The sequence below is a fragment of the Streptomyces sp. NPDC091649 genome, from assembly GCF_044756785.1.
GTDB lineage: Bacteria > Actinomycetota > Actinomycetes > Streptomycetales > Streptomycetaceae > Streptomyces.
Map to the genome: position 1 here is coordinate 356,188 of NZ_JBIVTR010000004.1, position 16,936 is coordinate 373,123.

Genomic DNA, 16,936 nt, shown 5'->3' on the forward strand with positions numbered 1-16,936 from the left:
ACAGGTGGGTCAGCTTCCGGATCACGAAGTTCTCAGGCAGCCGCGCCGAAGGAGGACTGATGCGCCGACACACGCCGGGCCGCGGAGGCGGGGCTGCGCCGGCCACGCGAGGACGCGCTGCGCTGACGCCGCTCGACCACCGGCGCCGTGATCGTCACGGGAATGCCCGAGGGGGTCCGGGCGCCGGTGATGTGGCCGAGGGCCTCCTCGCCGGAGCGGACCTGGGTGGTCTGGGGGACGATGCCCGCGGCGGTCATGAGCCGGGTCATGTCGCGGCGCTGGTTGGGGGTGACCAGGGTGACGACGCTGCCGGACTCGCCGGCCCGCGCGGTGCGGCCGCCGCGGTGGAGGTAGTCCTTGTGGTCGGTCGGCGGGTCGACGTTGACGACGAGGTCGAGGTTGTCGACGTGGATGCCGCGGGCGGCGACGTTCGTGGCCACGAGCACGGTGACGTGCCCGGTCTTGAACTGGGTCAGGGTCCGGGTGCGCTGGGACTGCGCCTTCCCGCCGTGCAGAGCCGCGGCCCTCACACCGCTGGCCAGCAGGTGCTCGGTCAGCTTGTCCACGGCCCGCTTGGTGTCCAGGAACATGATGACCCGGCCTTCGCGCGCCGCGATCTCGGTCGTCGTCCGGTGCTTGTCGGTGCCGTGGACGTGCAGCACGTGGTGCTCCATCGTGGTGACCGCGCCGGCGGAGGGGTCGACGGAGTGGACGACCGGGTCGCTGAGGTAGCGGCGTACCAGGCGGTCGACGTTGCGGTCCAGGGTGGCGGAGAACAGCATCCGCTGCCCTTCGGGGCGGACCTGGTCCAGAAGTTCGGTGACCTGGGGCATGAAGCCCATGTCGGCCATCTGGTCAGCCTCGTCCAGCACGGTGATCGCGACCTGGTCGAGCCGGCAGTCACCGCGGTCGATGAGGTCCTTGAGCCGCCCCGGCGTCGCCACGACGACCTCGACGCCGCCGCGCAACGCGTTGGCCTGCCTGCCGATCGACATTCCGCCGACCACGGTGGCCAGCCGCAACTTGACCGAGCGGGCGTACGGGGCCAGCGCGTCGGTCACCTGCTGGGCCAGCTCACGCGTCGGCACGAGGACCAGGGCCAGCGGCTGCCGGGGCTCGGCGCGCTGACCGGCCGTACGGGCCAGCATGGCAAGGCCGAAGGCAAGGGTCTTGCCGGAGCCGGTGCGCCCCCGGCCGAGTGCGTCGCGGCCCGCGAGAGTGTTGGGCAGGGTCGCACCCTGGATCGGGAACGGAACGCTCACGCCCTGCGCGGTCAGCGCCGCCAGCAGCTGCCCCGGCATGTCGAGGTCGGCGAACGCCTCGACCGCGGGAAGCGCGGGAGTGACCGTGACCGGCAGGGCGAACTCGCCCTGCACCGCGGCGGGCCGCCGACCATGGCCGCCCGAGCGGCCCGAACCGGCGGAACGGGCCGGGGCGGCCGGACGGGTCGGGGCGGTCGAGTTGAAGCGGCTGCCGCCACGACCGGAGTCGGCGGCACGGCTGCGGGCGCGGGAAGAGCGGTTGTTCGTACGTGTGGGGTTCATTCAGAACCTTCCTTGATACGGCACGTATCAAGGAATTCCCGCAGCGGAAGAACAGCGCAAGGAATCACAAGAACGGGCCGAGCGAAATGTAGAAGTCAAATGAGGGGGCGGTCGATCCCGGATCGGGATGCGGGCCGCGTGATGAGCGACGCCACGGGGGGCGGGGAATCCATCCCCACTGGCGGGAGGAACTCCGAAGGAGCGGGCGACGACTCTGCGGGCCGAGGCTCTGCCGCAGACGGCACCGATCCGGGAGGATGCCCGTAGCCGGGTCCCGCACCCCGAGGGATGCGGGACCCGGCTACGAAGTGCGCGTAGGCGTCAGGCGGGAACGATGTTCTCGGCCGTCGGGCCCTTCTGGCCCGGTGCGATGTCGAAGGTGACCTTCTGGCCTTCGAGCAGCTCGCGGAAGCCCTGGGCGGCGATGTTCGAGAAGTGGGCGAACACGTCAGCGCCGCCACCGTCCTGCTCGATGAAGCCGAAACCCTTGGCCGCGTTGAACCACTTCACAGTGCCTGACGCCATGTGACATCTCCTTAGGGGGCAGGTACGCCGAGATCCGCGATGTACGGACCCCGCGTCGCCGCGATGATGCCCCGACCGGAGAAAACCGGAAATACAATGAAGCATCCACTGGTCGAAAATACCCACGCGGAAGCTTGAAGTTCTGGGAACCACAACTGCAACTGAGATCGACAGTAGCACGACGTAATGGTCCGCGTACGGCGAATAACTCCACTCTGTTTGCAGCCGTAATAACACTCCCGGCACGGCGCATTGAACCCTCACACCGTGGCCATAGATATTGGCCGGCCCCGAGTACAGCGTTGCGGGAAGGACGCTGACGTTTCACAGCACGAGGAGGCCGACCACGCGAAGCAGGTCAGCGCGTCGCGAAGCAGGTCAGCGCGTCGCGAACAGGTCAGCGCGTCGCCCGCCGGACGAAGGGCCGCGGAAGACGCACCCGGCAGGGCCGTCACGAACCGCGCCCACCGGACGCGCCGGGCTTCAGACGGCGGGTGGTGCGCTGGGCGGCTTGGCGCCCCGGCGGTGTTCGGCGTTGATGCGCTGGGCTTCTTCGAGCTGATCCTCGAGGATGACGATGCGGCAGGCGGCTTCGATCGGCGTGCCGGCGTCGACGAGCTCGCGGGCGCGGGCGGCGATGCGGAGCTGGTAGCGGGAGTAGCGGCGGTGGCCACCCGCGGAGCGCAGAGGAGTGATGAGACGGGCCTCGCCGATGGCGCGGAGGAATCCCTGTGTGGTGTTGAGCATCTCGGCGGCCCGGCCCATGGTGTAGGCGGGGTAGTCGTCGTCGTCGAGACGGCCGAACGAGTCGCCTGCTGTCATCTGTACCTTCCCGTGGAACACACGTCGGAGGGGCCCGAGTGCCACTTGGCACCCGGGCCCCGAAGGAACTGTTACACCATCGGCCGGCCTTGATCGACTACGCCGGCTCTGTGTTGCCGCATACCTGCCGGGAAGGGGTCCGGGGGCTGCGGGGATCGCGGTTGCTCGACCGGAGACCACCTCACTATCGATGTCCTGCGGTACCCGGGCCCAACATGTTCACCCGGGCGATCCTGATGGCGCTCAACTCCTCCGTTCTTCCCTCTGGACAAACTACTTCCGTACTTCTGGTGGCCTCTCTCAGCGCCACTCCGGCAGCCGGCCCCGTCGCCTGTCCTGCATCTGCTCCGGCTTGGGACCCCACTGCCGAACCTCCCGGCACGCGCGCCGCAGCCTGGCGCCATTTGCCGAGGATCCACTGGTACCGCGGACTGCACTTGCGTACTGCTCACGGCAGCCCCTGAAGACCGCGGGCCACCCGGTCCGGTCGCCAGCCCCGTCGCCATCCTGCAACAACCCCGGCTTCGGAACTCCGCCACCGCACCGACCTGCTGAGTACTGCTGCCTGGCAGTTCATCTCTGCCAAGCTCTGCTGCCCTTCTTGGTTACGAGAAAAACCATAACCACCCCGCACACCAATGTCTACCTCAGCCAGAACAGATTTTCAGACGCTAGCCAGCAAGACTCTCTACCCGAACCACCGACGGTGCACGAGCGAACCACCCCGGCCGAGCCCCTAGGGCGCGCCCAGAAGCACTGCCCCAGCAGTCGGCCTCCCCGACCGCACCGCCGACCCGATGGGCGCACTCCACAGTCGGGGGCGTCTCCATGCGGAGCGCGACAGGCCGGGACAACGCCCCCACGCCGGTAGGGCCTCCCGCAGCTGAGCGAATGGGCCGGCCACCGGAAACGATCAGAACTTGCGCCGACCCGGCCGGACGGCCCCACCGCCCACGTCGAGATCGACCCCCGTGCGCAAGCCGAAGGCGCTCGTGTGGACCGACGAGCGGGTCGCCGAGTGGGAGCAGACCGGCGAGAAGCCGTCCCCCTCATGGTCTGGACGCCTCAGCGGACCCGGCGCCTTTCTCGACTTCGCCGCCGAGGGCCGGCTGTACGCGATGTGGCACCTCGTCGCCTTCCGCGGCCTGCGCCGGGCGAAGCAGGCTGGCAGTCCTGGTCGGAAATGAACGTCGACACCCACTTCCTCAGCGTCTCCTCCCAGCTCGTCCAGGACGGCTGGGGAGTGGAAGCATTCGACCCCGAGACCGACAGCGGCTCCCGCGCGGCCGCCCTCGACGACGACACCGTCAACGCCCTGAAGCCACACCGCGAACGGCAGAACAAGGCCCGCGAAAAGTGGGCACGCGGCCTGGGTCGAGATCGGCCATGTCTTCTTCACGCAGGAAGACGGCTCCTGCCTCCACCCCGGCAAGGTCAACGACCTCTTCCAGCGCGCCTCGTCGCCGCGTCCGGCCTCCCGCCCATCCGCCTGCACGACCTGCGGCACGGCGCGGCCACCCTCATGCTCGCCGCCGACATCGACATCAAGATCGTGTCGGACACTCTCGGGTACGGCGACACCCGGATCACGCGCGACATCTACCCGAACGTCCTCCCCCACGTGGGGAAGAGCGGCGCCGAGGCGATCGTGAAGCTCGTCCCCCTCCAGCGCAAGGCCGGGCAGGGAGAGAAGGCACGCCAAGCCACCAAGGCGGCGAAGAAGGCCGCAAAGACGGAGGCAAAGGGAAAGAAGAAGGACAGGGCCAAGAGGACCGCGATGAAGGGCTGACTTCAGCTCCGCTCACGCATCACTCACACGTTCACCCTATGGGCAGCTCTCCTCCGATTTCACAACGTGCAAAGTGATAGCAGGGACCTCCACCGACTCGCCAATCTGCGAGATCACTTCCTCGACTACTTCTCCCGCTGGAGGCTCGTGCGAGCAGACCTTCCAGTCACGCGACTCGGCCAGGGTGCTGCGCCCCTTGCCTGTGGCATCCGCGTCCTTGACTCCATTGACGAGGACGAGTGCCTCTCCCGCATCGAACAGGTTCATACCGGCGAGATCCGGCATCTCGTCGCCTGGGCGAACCCTGAATCCGGGAGTGCCGGCAGGGCACTGCTCGTCCGTCTTCACCACGGTGAAAGTGACGAGCTCATCAGGGTCAGTTTCGCCCGGTTGGGGGTCCTGGTCGCAGACCACCCAGTTCCGGTCCCAGACCTGCGCTCGCCCCTGGCCCAGTGCGTCCTCCGACGTGAGGTTGCCGAACCCGGCCTCTTGGGCATCGTCCTGGGCGGCCTGCAGCTCACGGCCCGCCATATCGGGAAGAGTTGAGGTGCATGCGGTGAGCGCGAGCATGGCGAGCGGTACAAGGAGCGCGAGACGTGCATTTCTGCTTGTGGACGGACGTGACGGCATGTTCCCCCCTAGGACATGTCAACGCGGTGAAATGATCATAGGAGGTGATGTGCCCGATCATCGAGGGGCATGGTTGCCATTCCGTTGCGGCGGCTCGCTCCGCCGTGGGCTACGCAGAGCGACGTCCGCCCCGGGGGGCCTTGTCCACTCCTCCCCTCACGCAGGCAACGCCACGGCACCCCGGCCGCGCGCCCCGTCATGCCCCGAGCAACAGAAATCCCCAGGTCACGGGCTATGTGACCTGGGGTTCTTCTGAGCCGCCTTCGGGATTCGAACCCGAGACCTACGCATTACGAGGGCTGGCGGGATCGTGACAGCACCTGCCGACACGTGCCGGCAGGTGCTGTTTCCCCAGGTCGCGAGCAGGCGGCACCCTCAACTGCATCGCTGGATGCCACCTGCTGCCGCGCAGTCCGCTCACGCAATGCTCACGCGGTACAGGACCCCGGGGCCTGATGCCGGCAGGCCGGCGGCGTCAGCGGATGAGGAACCGCGTAGCGATGATCTGGATCGCGAGGGCGCCGCCGGCGTAGGCGGCACCCTTGAGAGCCTGGACGGTGAGCGCCCAGCGGAGGAAGCGCAGCCGACTCAGGATCTTGCGCCACGAGCACCAGGTGGTGAGACCGCCGGAACCGCCCTGGCGCATCCGGATCGCCTTGACGCGGCGCGTCCAGACAGCCTTGATCTTCCTGGCACCCTTGGCCAGGTAGGCCGTATAATTCACAGGAGGGAACTCCTTCTCGTCTTTGATTCGAAGTAGGGCGTTTCCTTCAGGGGAGGTTGGACGCGGTTGGGAAGCCTTTCGTCCGACCTCTCCTGCCTTTACTGGTGCGGCGGCGCGCGACAGGCGCCACCGCATGCCCGGCTGCGAGAGCCCGGCGATTCGACAATCACAGAATAGCCCCTCCAGTGGCCGACAAATGTACCTGCGCCACTCCACCTAATCCTAATCACACCCAAGAGCGGCAAGCGCGATCTTTACGGTATCCCGGCCCGCAGACTCCGCCGACCTCAGAAGTACCTCTATTTCAGGTTTCATCCGATTTCGACTCAGCTCTGACACCAGGGAGCCGCACTCGTCCTCGGAAAGTGTCGCACCGAGGTTCCACAGGAGGGCGGTCCGGGCCGCCGGGGGAAGCGCGGCAAGGGAATCCGGAATACCGCATTCCGGCTTGTCGGCAGCCGCACTGTTGCGCCGGTCCCCCTCGGCAGGCTGGCTGCCTCCGCTGTTGCGCCGGTCCCGCCCCGCGCGCCCGCCACCACATGAGCATGCGCTCGCGCAGTCGGCGCAAGGCGAGCACCGCGCCATCAGCAAGAGGCGCTCTACGCGCGCGAGGTCCTCGCCCAGACGATCCGCCCCGGCGATCTGCGCAGATCGCACCAGCTGCCTCAAGGCCAAGAGGACCTCGGGGCGGGGCAGCCTCCTCCCGTGCAGCCAGTGCGAGAGCAGGGAGGGTGAGACACCGAGAGCCTGCGCCTTCTCAGCCATAGTCGCCCCAGGGAGGAACTGGGGTAGCACCTCCCGGAAAGCGAGCGCGAAAGCCTTCACCCCCTCCGTGGCCTCGTCCACGCAGGAGTTTTTGATCGATCCGAGTGACGGCATGCAAAGGAGCCTCTCGCTCGCCGGAGACCACCAGGGTTTACGTGATCGCCAGAACTCTACCCCTTCCTTTCCGTGCCGCAGAGCCGTCCGACATTATTACGCGGATGTATTTATGACAGCGGCTTCAATGTGCTCAAAAATGACCACTTAAGGGGCAAAACGGATCTTTACCCTGCCGGAAAGCGTAAAGATCCGAAACCACTGGAACGGGTGACGCCACTTGTGCTAATAATGGGTAGGAATCGTGGCCCGTGATGCGTCTTCAGGGCTGCACCCGGAAGTACGGCATGAAATGGAGGCACTATGACGCCGTCGTGGCGCGATGACAGTCTCGGAACGATGAAGCGGGTCGCCCTCTGGCTCGTGTCGGAGGTCGGCGAGGGGCAGCCCTTCACCAAGGAGGAGCTGCGCGACGCCTTCCCCGGGGTGTCCCAGGTGGATCGGCGCATGCGTGATCTCCGCGACTTCGGGTGGCGAATCGACACAAACAGGGAGGACGCGGACCTCGACTCCCACGAGCAGCGTTTCGTGAAGCGCGGCGACCCGGTATGGGAGCCCGGCCGAGCCACCCGGAAGACCGGTACGACGGCGATCGGTGCCGGGCGTCGCCGCGAGGTCCTCCAGCGAGACGGCAACATGTGCCGCTCCTGCGGGATCGTTCCCGGTGAGACCTACGCCGGCACGTACGAAGCGGCCCAGCTGGACATTGCACGGCGCGAGGTCCTGAAGCCCGGCGGGTCGAAGGCCACCGAGCTGGTCACCGAGTGCAAGCGGTGCCGCATCGGCGGCAGGGAACTGGTCGCGGACCTGGACCGAGTGCTTCAGGAGGCTGCCGGACTCAGCTCCATTGAGCGCGATGTACTGTCCGGCTGGGTGGAAGCCGACGAGCGCCAGTTCAGCCGACTTGAGCAGCTCTGGAGCGACTACCGGTCCCTGCCCGAGGAGTCGCGCGCCCATGTGCGCAAAGAGCTGGGCGTCGACTGAGCATCCGGCAGGCGCGGAGGGAATTCGAAGCAGGACGAGCAGAGGCAGGAGCGAGGACAGCGGACATGGCCAAGGATTACGGGCTGCCGCCCAGGGCTGAGGAGAACCGGGCCACCGTTGCGGCCCGGCTGGCGGAGAGCGCGGCCGGCGGAGGCACCCGCGAGACGTTCACCGTCGAGTGGCGGGGCAAGCCGGAGCACCTCGAAGTGGTCGAGATGCAGGTCGGCGATCTCTACTACAACCCGGCCACCCATCGGATCCGAGCGCAGGCCGATCACGATCCCAAGAAGTCCGAGCTCCTCGAAACGGACCCGTGGGACACGGACGCTCAGCGGTACCTGGGGCGTCTGCTGCAGGTAGTTCCTGCCGATCCGGCGAAGACCGATCCCGCGTTCGACGAGCTCACCGCAAGTCTCAAGGAGTTCGGACAGACCGAGCCAGGGTTGATCACCCACGAGGGCGTCCTCGTCAACGGCAACACCCGGCGTGCCGCGCTCCTGGAGCTCCACGGTCCGAACCACCCCATGCGCGTGGCGGTGCTGCCCTCTTCCTGCGACTGGCAGGACGTGGCCGCCGTCGAGCTCTCGCTGCAGCTGCGCAAGGAGCACCGGCGGGACTACTCCTACATCAACCGGCTCCTCGCCGTGGAAGAACTGGTCGATCAGGGCACCCCGCTCGCGGCGATCGCGACCACCTTCCGCACCACGGCTAAGCGGGTCCGGCAGGACCAGTGGGTGCTGTCCATCATCCGCCAGTTGATCAAGCGCAGTGCGACCTCCGGCGAGCGACTGTCCCTGGTCGCGTTCGAAGAGCATGCGGAGAAGTTCCGCGAGCTACATCGCGCCTACGAGAAGCAGTACGCCGTCAACCCCGAGCGGGCCGATCTGCTCGTGGAGAACCGCCTGGCCGCCATGCTCATGGGCTTCGCCAAGACGGACGTGCGCTTTATTGATGACAAGTTCCGTGACACATACCTCTCGGAGAAGCTGCCAGACGGGTTGGTCCCCGACCCTGCTCCGTCCCACGAGGGTGTAGCGATCCCGGGCCTGGGGCGTGCCGTACAGGGCCCCAGCCCAGCCGTCTCGGCTGCCAGAGCCCTGACAGACGTCGTCCTCCACGCTCGGGCGGTCACTCAAGCCGGTAGCTCCGCGCCGACGGAGGTAGTCGCTGCGGCGCAGGACGAGGTCAGGCGCATGCGCAGTGCGATGGACGAAGCCATCACCGACGCCGGCCGCGACGCCCGCATCACCAAGCGCAAGCAAGCCGCTCCTGCTCGCCTCGCAGACGCGAACCGCAGCATCGAGCAGTGCGTCACGGACCTGGTCCTGTCCCGCTCGCAGCGAAGCCTCGATGAGGAAGCCTTCGACGACGCCGTCGTCGAGCTGCGGAAGAGGTTGGAGAAGCTGGCGATCGAAGCCCGACGAACGGTCGGCGAGCCCGGCGACGGTTTGGCCTGGCTTCTTGAAGCTACAGAAAAGGCACGCTGAGTGGGCAGCCAGCCCAGCCTGGTGATCGGCTTCGACACCACGCGCACCCAAGCGGCGCTCAGGACCGTGCCCGAGTGGCGCGGCGAGTTGGGGCAGATGATCTCCAGCTTCCCCAGCGGCCGGATGACCGACCGGCTGTCCGCCGCTGTCCCCCTGGACAGCTTCCTGGCCAGTATCGGCTCCCTAGCCGAATGGCCGCAGCCCGAGAGCGTGGTCTGGGAGGACGACTTCCGCCGCATTGTCAGCGAGATGCTCGATACCGCCGAGACGGCGGATCGCCTGCTCAACGGCGCACCGGACGAGGAGGGCGCCGCCCCGGAAGAGGTGCCAGCCCTGCTGGGCGACTCCTGGACGGGAGCGCTCACCCCCTTCCAGCTCCGGGATATCGCCCAGCTGCTCTCGGTCGGCCACGGGGCCAACTTCAGCGTGCCCGGCGCCGGCAAGACCCGCGTCTCTCTGGCCGTGTTCGCGGCGCTGCGGGAGCAGGGAACGGTCAACCGCATCCTGGTGGTCAGCCCGAAGTCGGCTTACGAGGCGTGGCAACTGGAGGCGCGGGAGTGCTTCTCCTCTCCTCTGGACGTACAGGTGCTTGGCAAGTCGGCACCTCCACCAGCAGACGTCCTCCTGGTCAACTACGAGCGGTTGGACCGGGCACTGGCCGGCCTGTCGCAGTGGCTGAAAGCGGCCCCGACCATGCTCATCCTCGACGAGGCGCACCGTATGAAGCTCGGCGGAGCGGGTGTCTACGGGGCTGCCTGCATGGCGCTGGGGCCGCTCAGCCGCGTGCGCATGATCCTCAGCGGTACTCCGGCGCCGAACGGGGCGAAGGACCTGGAGAACCTGCTGTCCTTCGTCTGGCCTGGCCACGGGCGACGCGTGGTCACCCAGGCGGTCGACGGTGGCGACCTAGCCCACGCAAGCCAGGTACTGCGCCCCCTCTACACCCGGACGACGAAGGCAGAGCTGGGGCTTCCGCCTGTCGACTTGCGCGTCCGCCCGCTCAGGATGCCTCCATTGCACCGCGAGATCTACGACGCCTTGATCGGCAAGTTCTCTCCGCGCGCAGCTGCCGACCGAGGCGATTTCGAGGCATTCGGCAAGGCAGTCCTGCGTCTGCTCATGGCCGCGACAAGTCCAGCGCTCCTCGTCGGCGGCTCGACCCGCTACGAGCCGCTGAGCTTCCGTGTCCCGCCCTTGGATGTCCCGGAGGGGGACTCTCTTGCGGCCCTCCTCCGGAAGCTCCCGGACTACGAACTGCCGCCCAAGTACACGGAGACGTTGTCCATCGTCTCCGCCAATGCCGCGGCCGGCAGGAAGACCCTGGTGTGGACTGGCTTCGTCCGGAGCATCACGTCATTGCAGACGCTGCTCGCACCGTTCCAGCCCGCCGCAGTGCACGGCGGCACTCCAGACCGGGAGGAGGAACTGCGCCGCTTCCGCGAGGATCCGGATTGCAGCGTCCTCATCTCCAACCCGGCGACCCTGGGTGAGGGCATCAGCCTCCATCAGGTCTGCCATGACGCCGTGTACGTCGACCGCGACTTCCAGGCAGGCCGGTTCCTCCAGAGCCTGGACCGCATCCATCGACTTGGCCTCTCACCAGACACGGAGACGCGGGTCACCGTCCTCACTGCTGCGGAAAGTGTCGATGATGTCGTCTCCATGCGGCTCGCAGAGAAGCTGGAGTTCATGGGCAGCATCCTCGACGACCCCGAGGTGCAGCAGCTCGCTGACCCGGAGGACGAGGCCCCGATGGCCGCAGGGATGAACTCAGCCGACGTCCAGGCACTGCTGGACTATCTCAAGGGGCGCCCGGCATAGGGGGCGCCGCCAGTCCTCCGGTTAGCCGTCAAAGCGTGCCCTCGCTGAGGAGCCGCTCGATGGCGTCCGCCTCCCGCTGCAGCACGATGCGTCCATCGCCGTCGCTGAAAGCGAGAAGGCGACTGCCTGCATCGAACCCTGCCTCCGCTAGGAGGCCGAGAGGGAGTACGACCTGCCCCTCATCACCGACCAAGAGTTCTGCTGGTTCGCGTATCACGCCCAGCAGTCTGCCAGCCCCGCCCGGGCAACCGGCTGCCCCGGTACGCCCTCTGCCGATAGAGTCCCGCTGTGGACGGCGAAACGATCAGCGTGCAGACGCCCCTGTGGCCAGTCGATGAGGGCGATGACCCGGCCTTGGAGGCGGTGGCCGAAGAGATTCTTCGCGCGGACCCGGACGGCAGCCGGTTCGCCGACGCGGTCCGCCGCAGCATCGACATGCTGCTGGACGGCCAGCACACCGGGCGCTTCCGCTGGGACCAGCTCTTCAAGACCGAGAAGGCCCACCTGGGAACCCTGATCGAGATCAATGTGCAGCGCGAGTTCGGCTTCGCGGACGGCGCCAGCATGGACTACTCGATCGCCGGGTCAGACGTCGACTGCAAGTACTCCCAGACCCTCGGCCAGTGGATGATCCCGCCCGAAGCCCACGGGCACCTGCTGCTCGTTGTCTGGGCCAGCGACGAGCAGTCCACATGGTCGGTGGGACTCGTTCGGGCGTTGCCCGAACGGCTCAACAACGGCGGCAACCGCGACGCCAAGAAGACACTGAATGCGGCCGGGCGGGGCGCAGTGCGATGGCTGTTCCGCGACGCGCCCCTCCAGGAGAACATGCTGCTGCGCCTCTCCGAGGAGGACATCACCGCTGTCTTCTCCCACAAGAGCGGCCAGCGCCGCGTGGACGAGCTGTTCATGCGGGCGCAAGGACGCCGGGTCAGCCGCAACGTCGTTGCTACGGTGGCTATGCAGGAGGACTACATGAAGCGTGTCCGCTACAACGGCGGATCGCGCTCCAGGCTCCAGCGCCACGGAATAGTGATCTTGGGTCACTACACCCGCCACGGGCGCATCGCCGAAGCCTTGGGGCTGCCGGTTCCGGGCCCCGGTGAATCTGTCAGTGCCCGCCTGACCCCTGCACGGGCCCACCACGTAGGGGTACCGACAGTAGAGCTGGACGGACAAGAGTGGGTCCTGGCCATGGCCGACGACCCCGAAGAGACAGTACCGAGACTGCCGGAAATATGAACAGACACAGCAAGCCCAGCACGGTGCCGGAGTCGGGGCCCCAGGCGGGACCGTGGGTCCCGCCCGAGGGATCGTGGGCTTCGTCAGCCGCAAACAGACGCAGCATGCTGGGCAACCGGAGCCGCGACACGGCTCCGGAACTTCTGCTGCGGTCACTTGTCCACGCAGCGGGGCTGCGCTACCGGGTAGCGGCCAAGCCCTTGCCGAAGATGCGGCGCACAGCCGACATGGTCTTCCGCCCCGTAAAGGTGGCTGTCTTCATCGACGGATGTTTTTGGCACGGCTGCCCTGACCACTTCGTCATGCCGAAGACCAACCGTCCGTACTGGGAAGACAAAATCGGGCGGAACGTCCAGCGCGACCGGGACACCGACCAGCGCCTGGCGGACGAGGGCTGGCTTGTGATGCGCTTTTGGGAACACCTCGATCCCGAAGCATGCGCCGAGACCGTTATTGACGCGGTGAAGTCTCGGCGGCAGGCGGCAGCTGGGTCGCGGCGGCCCCATTAGGCCCGGCGGACACCGCGCCCGCCTTCGAACACGCCCCGGGGGGTCAGCTGATCTTCGCCTGGTTCAGCGAGAACAGCTCATGTCGCTGGTGCCCCTCCTGGCCGACGAACGCCTTGAACTCGCCGAGGCTGTACGCGTATGTGCCGCCGGAACGCTGCTCCCTCCGGATCTCGAAGTCCCTTTCGAGATGCGCAATGTGCCGCTCGACCTCAGGTTCAGACAGTCGCTTGCCCGCCTTCTCCAAGCGGCCGATGATCTGGGTGATACCGATGAACCTCTGCTTCTCGGCCTCCGCGCGGAGCAGTTTGTACACAGGATCGTGCACCGTCTCGGTGTCCTCGACCAACGCCGCCGGGGCACCCTTCTTGTTCAGCGCGCGGGCGATAGACCGGCCGATGGCCTCAGCCACAGGCGGAGGGAAAGCGTTCCCGACCTGACGGTACTGGCTGGTCTTCCTCCCTGCGAAGACCCACTTGTCCTCGGGCTTCCATCCCTGGATGCGGGAGACCATCTCTACCGTGAGCTTCGGCCCGGGCTTCCCCTCGGCAGGCTCCCAGTCCTCGCCGGGCGCTTCATCCGCCACACCATGAGCATCGACTCCGAGCTTCGCCCAGGCCGCCTTGGCACGGGTAGGCCCCAGGTCCGCCCCGCCGTGCTTTTTGGAGCCACCGACGATGGTCGGCGCAATGTCGTTAGCACCCTCAGCCCACTTCTCAGCACCCTTCCATCCACGGGCAGCCATGAGGTCGTAGAGCGTCTCGCCGACCTTCGGACGCTCGCCTTCTAGAGGCTTCGGCCAGGCAAAATAAGGTGCGTACTCGCGCTGGAGCGCCACAAGGACGAACCGCGGGCGCAGCTGCGGTACGCCGAAGTCCGCAGCGTGGAAGAGCTCCCACTGCGCTACGTAGCCAGCGTCTTGCAGCGTGTCCAGGACGTTCTGGCGGTAGGCGGCAAAACGGTTCGCGCTGAGCCCTCGCACATTCTCCAGAAGGAGGGCTTTGGGCCTCACCCTCTCAGCGAGACCGACAGCCCAAGCGAAGAGGTCTCGCTCGTCAGCCGCGCCAAGCTGCTTGCCTGCAATAGTGAAGGGCGGGCAGGGGACGCCACCGGCAATCAGGTCGGGGGTGCCGTGCTGGGCACAGAACTCCTCGGGGTCCCAAACCGACCGGTCGGCCACGTCCCCAGTGCGTACATCGCAGCCCGGCATGTTGCTTTTCAGGGTTTCCGCGGCCCTTGGATCGAGCTCCACGGCAACAGCGTGCTCGAATCCGGCGCGCTCCAACCCCAGAGCCTGCCCGCCAGCACCTGCGCAGATCTCAGCAACCTGAAGCTTGGCCATTCGTCCTCCATACGTGCGCACCGCCCGCCACGCGCTCGGCTGCACTCGCGACGGACCGGACTCGAACACGTTAGCGAGTCCGTCTCCGCTCACGAACATCCCAGCAAGATCGCAACAAGTCCACTGGGCCGGGGCAGGAACAGCTGAGCTGACCGCGAACGCGGTCAGCGAGGTGGCCTATATTAGTTCGCCGGCATCAGCCGGTGCGGCTATCCACAGGCTCCGCTCGACGAAAAGGGACGAGCATCTCATTCATAGGCAAAGCCTGACCGACGAAGAGCCAATGCATGGAATCGGGGCAATTCAGGCATCAGGCTAGTCACTGGTGCTGTCTACAGGTCGCACGACCGCAAAGCACTGACCGGCCTCACCCTGTCACGCGTTACCGGTTCCGGCCAGCTGCGGGCCGGAACTCACCCAGTGGTGCTAGCCGGGGCCCACCGTGCGCTGACACATCCGGTGTGGTTGCGCAGGGCCTACCTGAGCACGTCCCGAGTATGGACGACTGGACGATGGAGTGGGCGAGCGCGGTGGCCGAGGCTGAGGTGAGCGGCCGCCTCGTCGCCGCTGGCCGCACTTGATAGAAGCCTCACAACGGGCGGCCGAAGTGGCTGGGCTACCAGGAAAGGAAGAGAGCTCTAGGGAGCGTCTTACCGATCATGCGTCGAAGCAGATGAGGGCGGCGGTCAGGGCGCTGGCGGAAACCGTGTGCAGGTGTCATCGAATGCGGTGGCTTGGGCCGACTACACCCTGGGCAGAGAGCCAGACATGGGCGATCTCATCGGGGACTGGGCAACGCACATCACCAGGGCCGAACTCAGCTGCACGCTTCCACGAAGGTGGGCGCATACGCAGGGAGTGGCTAACCGCGCCGCCGAAGTAGGCCAGGTCCTCAACCAAGACGCCAGCCTTCTTGTCGCCGCCGCCACGCTGCATGACATTGGGTATGCGCCTCGTCTGGCGGTGACGGGGTTCCATCCACTGGACGGTGCCCGGTTTCTTCGGGACGAGCACGGGGCCGACGAGCGGCTGGTGCGGTTGGTCGCGAACCACTCGTTCGCGCTCCTTGAGGCAGAGGAGCGCGGGTTGCAGGAGGAGCTCGCCACGGAGTTCCCGCTGCTGGATCAGCCGCTGTTGGTAGACGCCCTCGTGTACTGCGACATGACGACCACGCCTGACGGCGACCGAACCACCGCGCAGGACCGGGTCGCGGAGATCGTCAGCCGCTACGGGGACGGCAGCGTGGTCGGGCGGTTCATCCGCCGGGCGGCTCCGGAGATCTTTGCCTCCGTGGAGCGAGTGGAAGCAGCCCTGGCTGGTCAGCCGAGGTAGGGGTAGGTGCCGGCGAGGTAGTCCCCGATCTGCTGGCGCATGCTCGGGTGGATGTCGTACTGGTCGAGGTCGGCCGGCTGGACGAAGCGGACGCCGTCGGCCTCGTCGTTGACCGTGGGCGCTCCGCCGACGGGCCGGCCGATGTAGGTGTTCTCGTACTGCTGGCGGATCTCGCCGTCGGTGTACGCGACGATGTGGTTCGGGTTGGTGTAGACGCCGAGGAACCCGGTGAGCTCCGCGATGATGCCGGTCTCCTCCAGGCACTCGCGCACCGCGCACTCGGCCGCGGTCTCGCCGATGTCCTGGGCTCCGCCCGGGAGAGCCCACTGGCCGGTGTCCCGGCGCCGCTGGAGGAGGATGGCGCCCGTCTCGTCGGCGACGAGCAGGTTGCTGGCCGGGATGAGGGTGTTCGCCTTCGGGGCAGAGGGGTCGTTGTAGTACTCAGTCCTGCCCATGGTCGGCGGTCCTCTCCTGGTCGGGTGCCCATTGCCTCGCCGCGGCCCAGACGGCGTCGAAGCTTTCAGCGTAGTTGTCGAACCACCCCGTATCGCCTGCCCTCTTGAGGTGCAGGAGGGGGTTGGCGCTGGCCGGTTGACCCCAGATGTGCGGGTTGACGAGCAGGTTGTCGTCGTAGCGGAACATGGACGTGTAGAGGGTGGTGTCGTGGAGTCGTACGCCGCACCCGGCCTCGCCCAGCAGCGGGCGGTAGTACGTCAGTGAAGCGCGGATCTTGGCAGCGAGGGTGTCGCCGATTCCCTCCTCGCGGCCCCGTACGGCGACTGCCTGTCCACCGGGGTCGCCGAAGCACAGGCGGACCCGGACGCCCTCGGCGGCGCGCTCGGAGAGCATCTTGGCGACGTGGGGGTTGGACTGGGCGAAGAAGGTGCCGGAGAAGACGAGGACGCCGATCTCGTGCCGCGCTTCTCGCAGCAGTGCGAGCCATACGTCCCGGGGCACGCTGGCCCGGTTCTGGTAGGTGCCGACCAGCTCGGTGCCCAACTCGTCCCTCGGCCGGCCTGGACGCTTGGACGGCTCGGGCCAGAGAAAGGTCTCTTCGACGCGCAGGTGTCGCGCGACGCGGAAGCGGTGCCGTGCATGGGGAATCCGTCCGCCCAGCCACCGGCTGACCGTCTTGGGATCCACCTCGCAGATCTCGGCGAGTGCATCGGGCGAGACGCCGCGTTGGCCGAGCACGGTGCGCAGTCGGTTGTTCACAGCCGCCATCGAATCGGCACGGCGTGTGATCGCGCAAGGACGTTTTGGGACGCAGTCCGCTGCAATGGCACCTCGCGGACTGCCTACTCTGGCG

General features: G+C 67.1%; 14 protein-coding genes and 1 pseudogene. 7 read left to right on the forward strand and 8 right to left on the reverse strand.

Going from position 1 to position 16,936, the window contains the following annotated elements; all coding sequences use genetic code 11:
* Positions 1–32: 32 nt before the first annotated feature.
* The 3 genes from ACIQMU_RS11295 to ACIQMU_RS11305 form a co-directional block, all read right to left on the reverse strand.
* A complete protein-coding gene (locus ACIQMU_RS11295; RefSeq protein ID WP_402688707.1) occupies positions 33–1,544 on the reverse strand; it encodes a DEAD/DEAH box helicase in 1,512 nt (503 codons plus the stop codon).
* Between the two features lie 321 nt (positions 1,545–1,865).
* Positions 1,866–2,069: a cold-shock protein gene (locus tag ACIQMU_RS11300; protein WP_076967088.1), complete on the reverse strand. Its 204-nt coding sequence runs from the start codon at positions 2,067–2,069 to the stop codon at positions 1,866–1,868.
* A 483-nt stretch (positions 2,070–2,552) separates the two neighbouring features.
* Positions 2,553–2,891: a MerR family transcriptional regulator gene (locus tag ACIQMU_RS11305; protein ID WP_352239597.1), complete on the reverse strand. Its 339-nt coding sequence runs from the start codon at positions 2,889–2,891 to the stop codon at positions 2,553–2,555.
* 943 nt (positions 2,892–3,834) lie between these two features.
* On the opposite strand from ACIQMU_RS11305, the pseudogene ACIQMU_RS11310 reads away from it, so the two are divergent.
* Positions 3,835–4,680: pseudogene (locus tag ACIQMU_RS11310) on the forward strand (site-specific integrase); the annotation flags it as partial.
* A 36-nt stretch (positions 4,681–4,716) separates the two neighbouring features.
* Here the strand turns inward: ACIQMU_RS11310 and ACIQMU_RS11315 are convergent.
* Entirely contained in the window at positions 4,717–5,250 is a 534-nt protein-coding gene (locus tag ACIQMU_RS11315) for a hypothetical protein (protein WP_402688708.1), read from the reverse strand.
* Positions 5,251–5,785: 535 nt separating this feature from the next.
* Positions 5,786–6,034, reverse strand: coding sequence for a hypothetical protein (locus tag ACIQMU_RS11320; RefSeq protein WP_376497427.1), 249 nt, complete (start codon positions 6,032–6,034; stop codon positions 5,786–5,788).
* A gap of 1,182 nt (positions 6,035–7,216) precedes the next feature.
* On the opposite strand from ACIQMU_RS11320, the gene ACIQMU_RS11325 reads away from it, so the two are divergent.
* From ACIQMU_RS11325 to ACIQMU_RS11345, 5 genes are all read left to right on the forward strand, one after another.
* Positions 7,217–7,897, forward strand: coding sequence for a hypothetical protein (locus ACIQMU_RS11325; protein ID WP_401615547.1), 681 nt, complete (start codon positions 7,217–7,219; stop codon positions 7,895–7,897).
* A 65-nt stretch (positions 7,898–7,962) separates the two neighbouring features.
* The gene (locus tag ACIQMU_RS11330; protein ID WP_402688709.1) at positions 7,963–9,384 is read left to right on the forward strand and encodes a transcriptional regulator; all 1,422 of its coding nucleotides are present in this window, start codon (positions 7,963–7,965) and stop codon (positions 9,382–9,384) included.
* Positions 9,385–11,205, forward strand: coding sequence for an SNF2-related protein (locus ACIQMU_RS11335; protein WP_402688710.1), 1,821 nt, complete (start codon positions 9,385–9,387; stop codon positions 11,203–11,205). It begins immediately after the preceding gene.
* 288 nt (positions 11,206–11,493) lie between these two features.
* On the forward strand, positions 11,494–12,447 hold the full coding sequence (locus ACIQMU_RS11340) for a NaeI family type II restriction endonuclease (protein WP_402688711.1): 954 nt from the start codon (positions 11,494–11,496) through the stop codon (positions 12,445–12,447).
* A complete protein-coding gene (locus tag ACIQMU_RS11345; protein ID WP_402688712.1) occupies positions 12,444–12,956 on the forward strand; it encodes a very short patch repair endonuclease in 513 nt (170 codons plus the stop codon). The genes ACIQMU_RS11340 and ACIQMU_RS11345 overlap by 4 nt, the downstream gene beginning before the upstream one ends.
* Positions 12,957–12,999: 43 nt before the next feature.
* Here the strand turns inward: ACIQMU_RS11345 and ACIQMU_RS11350 are convergent, their stop codons facing one another.
* Positions 13,000–14,295, reverse strand: a complete 1,296-nt coding sequence (locus tag ACIQMU_RS11350; RefSeq protein WP_073874487.1) for a DNA cytosine methyltransferase — start codon at positions 14,293–14,295, stop codon at positions 13,000–13,002.
* A gap of 768 nt (positions 14,296–15,063) precedes the next feature.
* On the opposite strand from ACIQMU_RS11350, the gene ACIQMU_RS11355 reads away from it, so the two are divergent.
* Positions 15,064–15,627, forward strand: coding sequence for an HD domain-containing protein (locus ACIQMU_RS11355; protein WP_402688713.1), 564 nt, complete (start codon positions 15,064–15,066; stop codon positions 15,625–15,627).
* Here the strand turns inward: ACIQMU_RS11355 and ACIQMU_RS11360 are convergent.
* Both ACIQMU_RS11360 and ACIQMU_RS11365 read right to left on the reverse strand, forming a co-directional pair.
* Positions 15,615–16,082 carry an NUDIX hydrolase gene (locus ACIQMU_RS11360; protein ID WP_402688714.1) on the reverse strand — a complete coding sequence of 156 codons (468 nt, stop codon included), beginning with the start codon at positions 16,080–16,082 and terminating at the stop codon, positions 15,615–15,617. The two genes, ACIQMU_RS11355 and ACIQMU_RS11360, sit on opposite strands and share 13 nt — an antisense overlap.
* The gene (locus tag ACIQMU_RS11365) at positions 16,069–16,842 is read right to left on the reverse strand and encodes an XRE family transcriptional regulator (RefSeq protein WP_402688715.1); all 774 of its coding nucleotides are present in this window, start codon (positions 16,840–16,842) and stop codon (positions 16,069–16,071) included. Before ACIQMU_RS11365 ends, ACIQMU_RS11360 begins: the two co-directional genes overlap by 14 nt.
* Positions 16,843–16,936 lie beyond the last annotated feature (94 nt).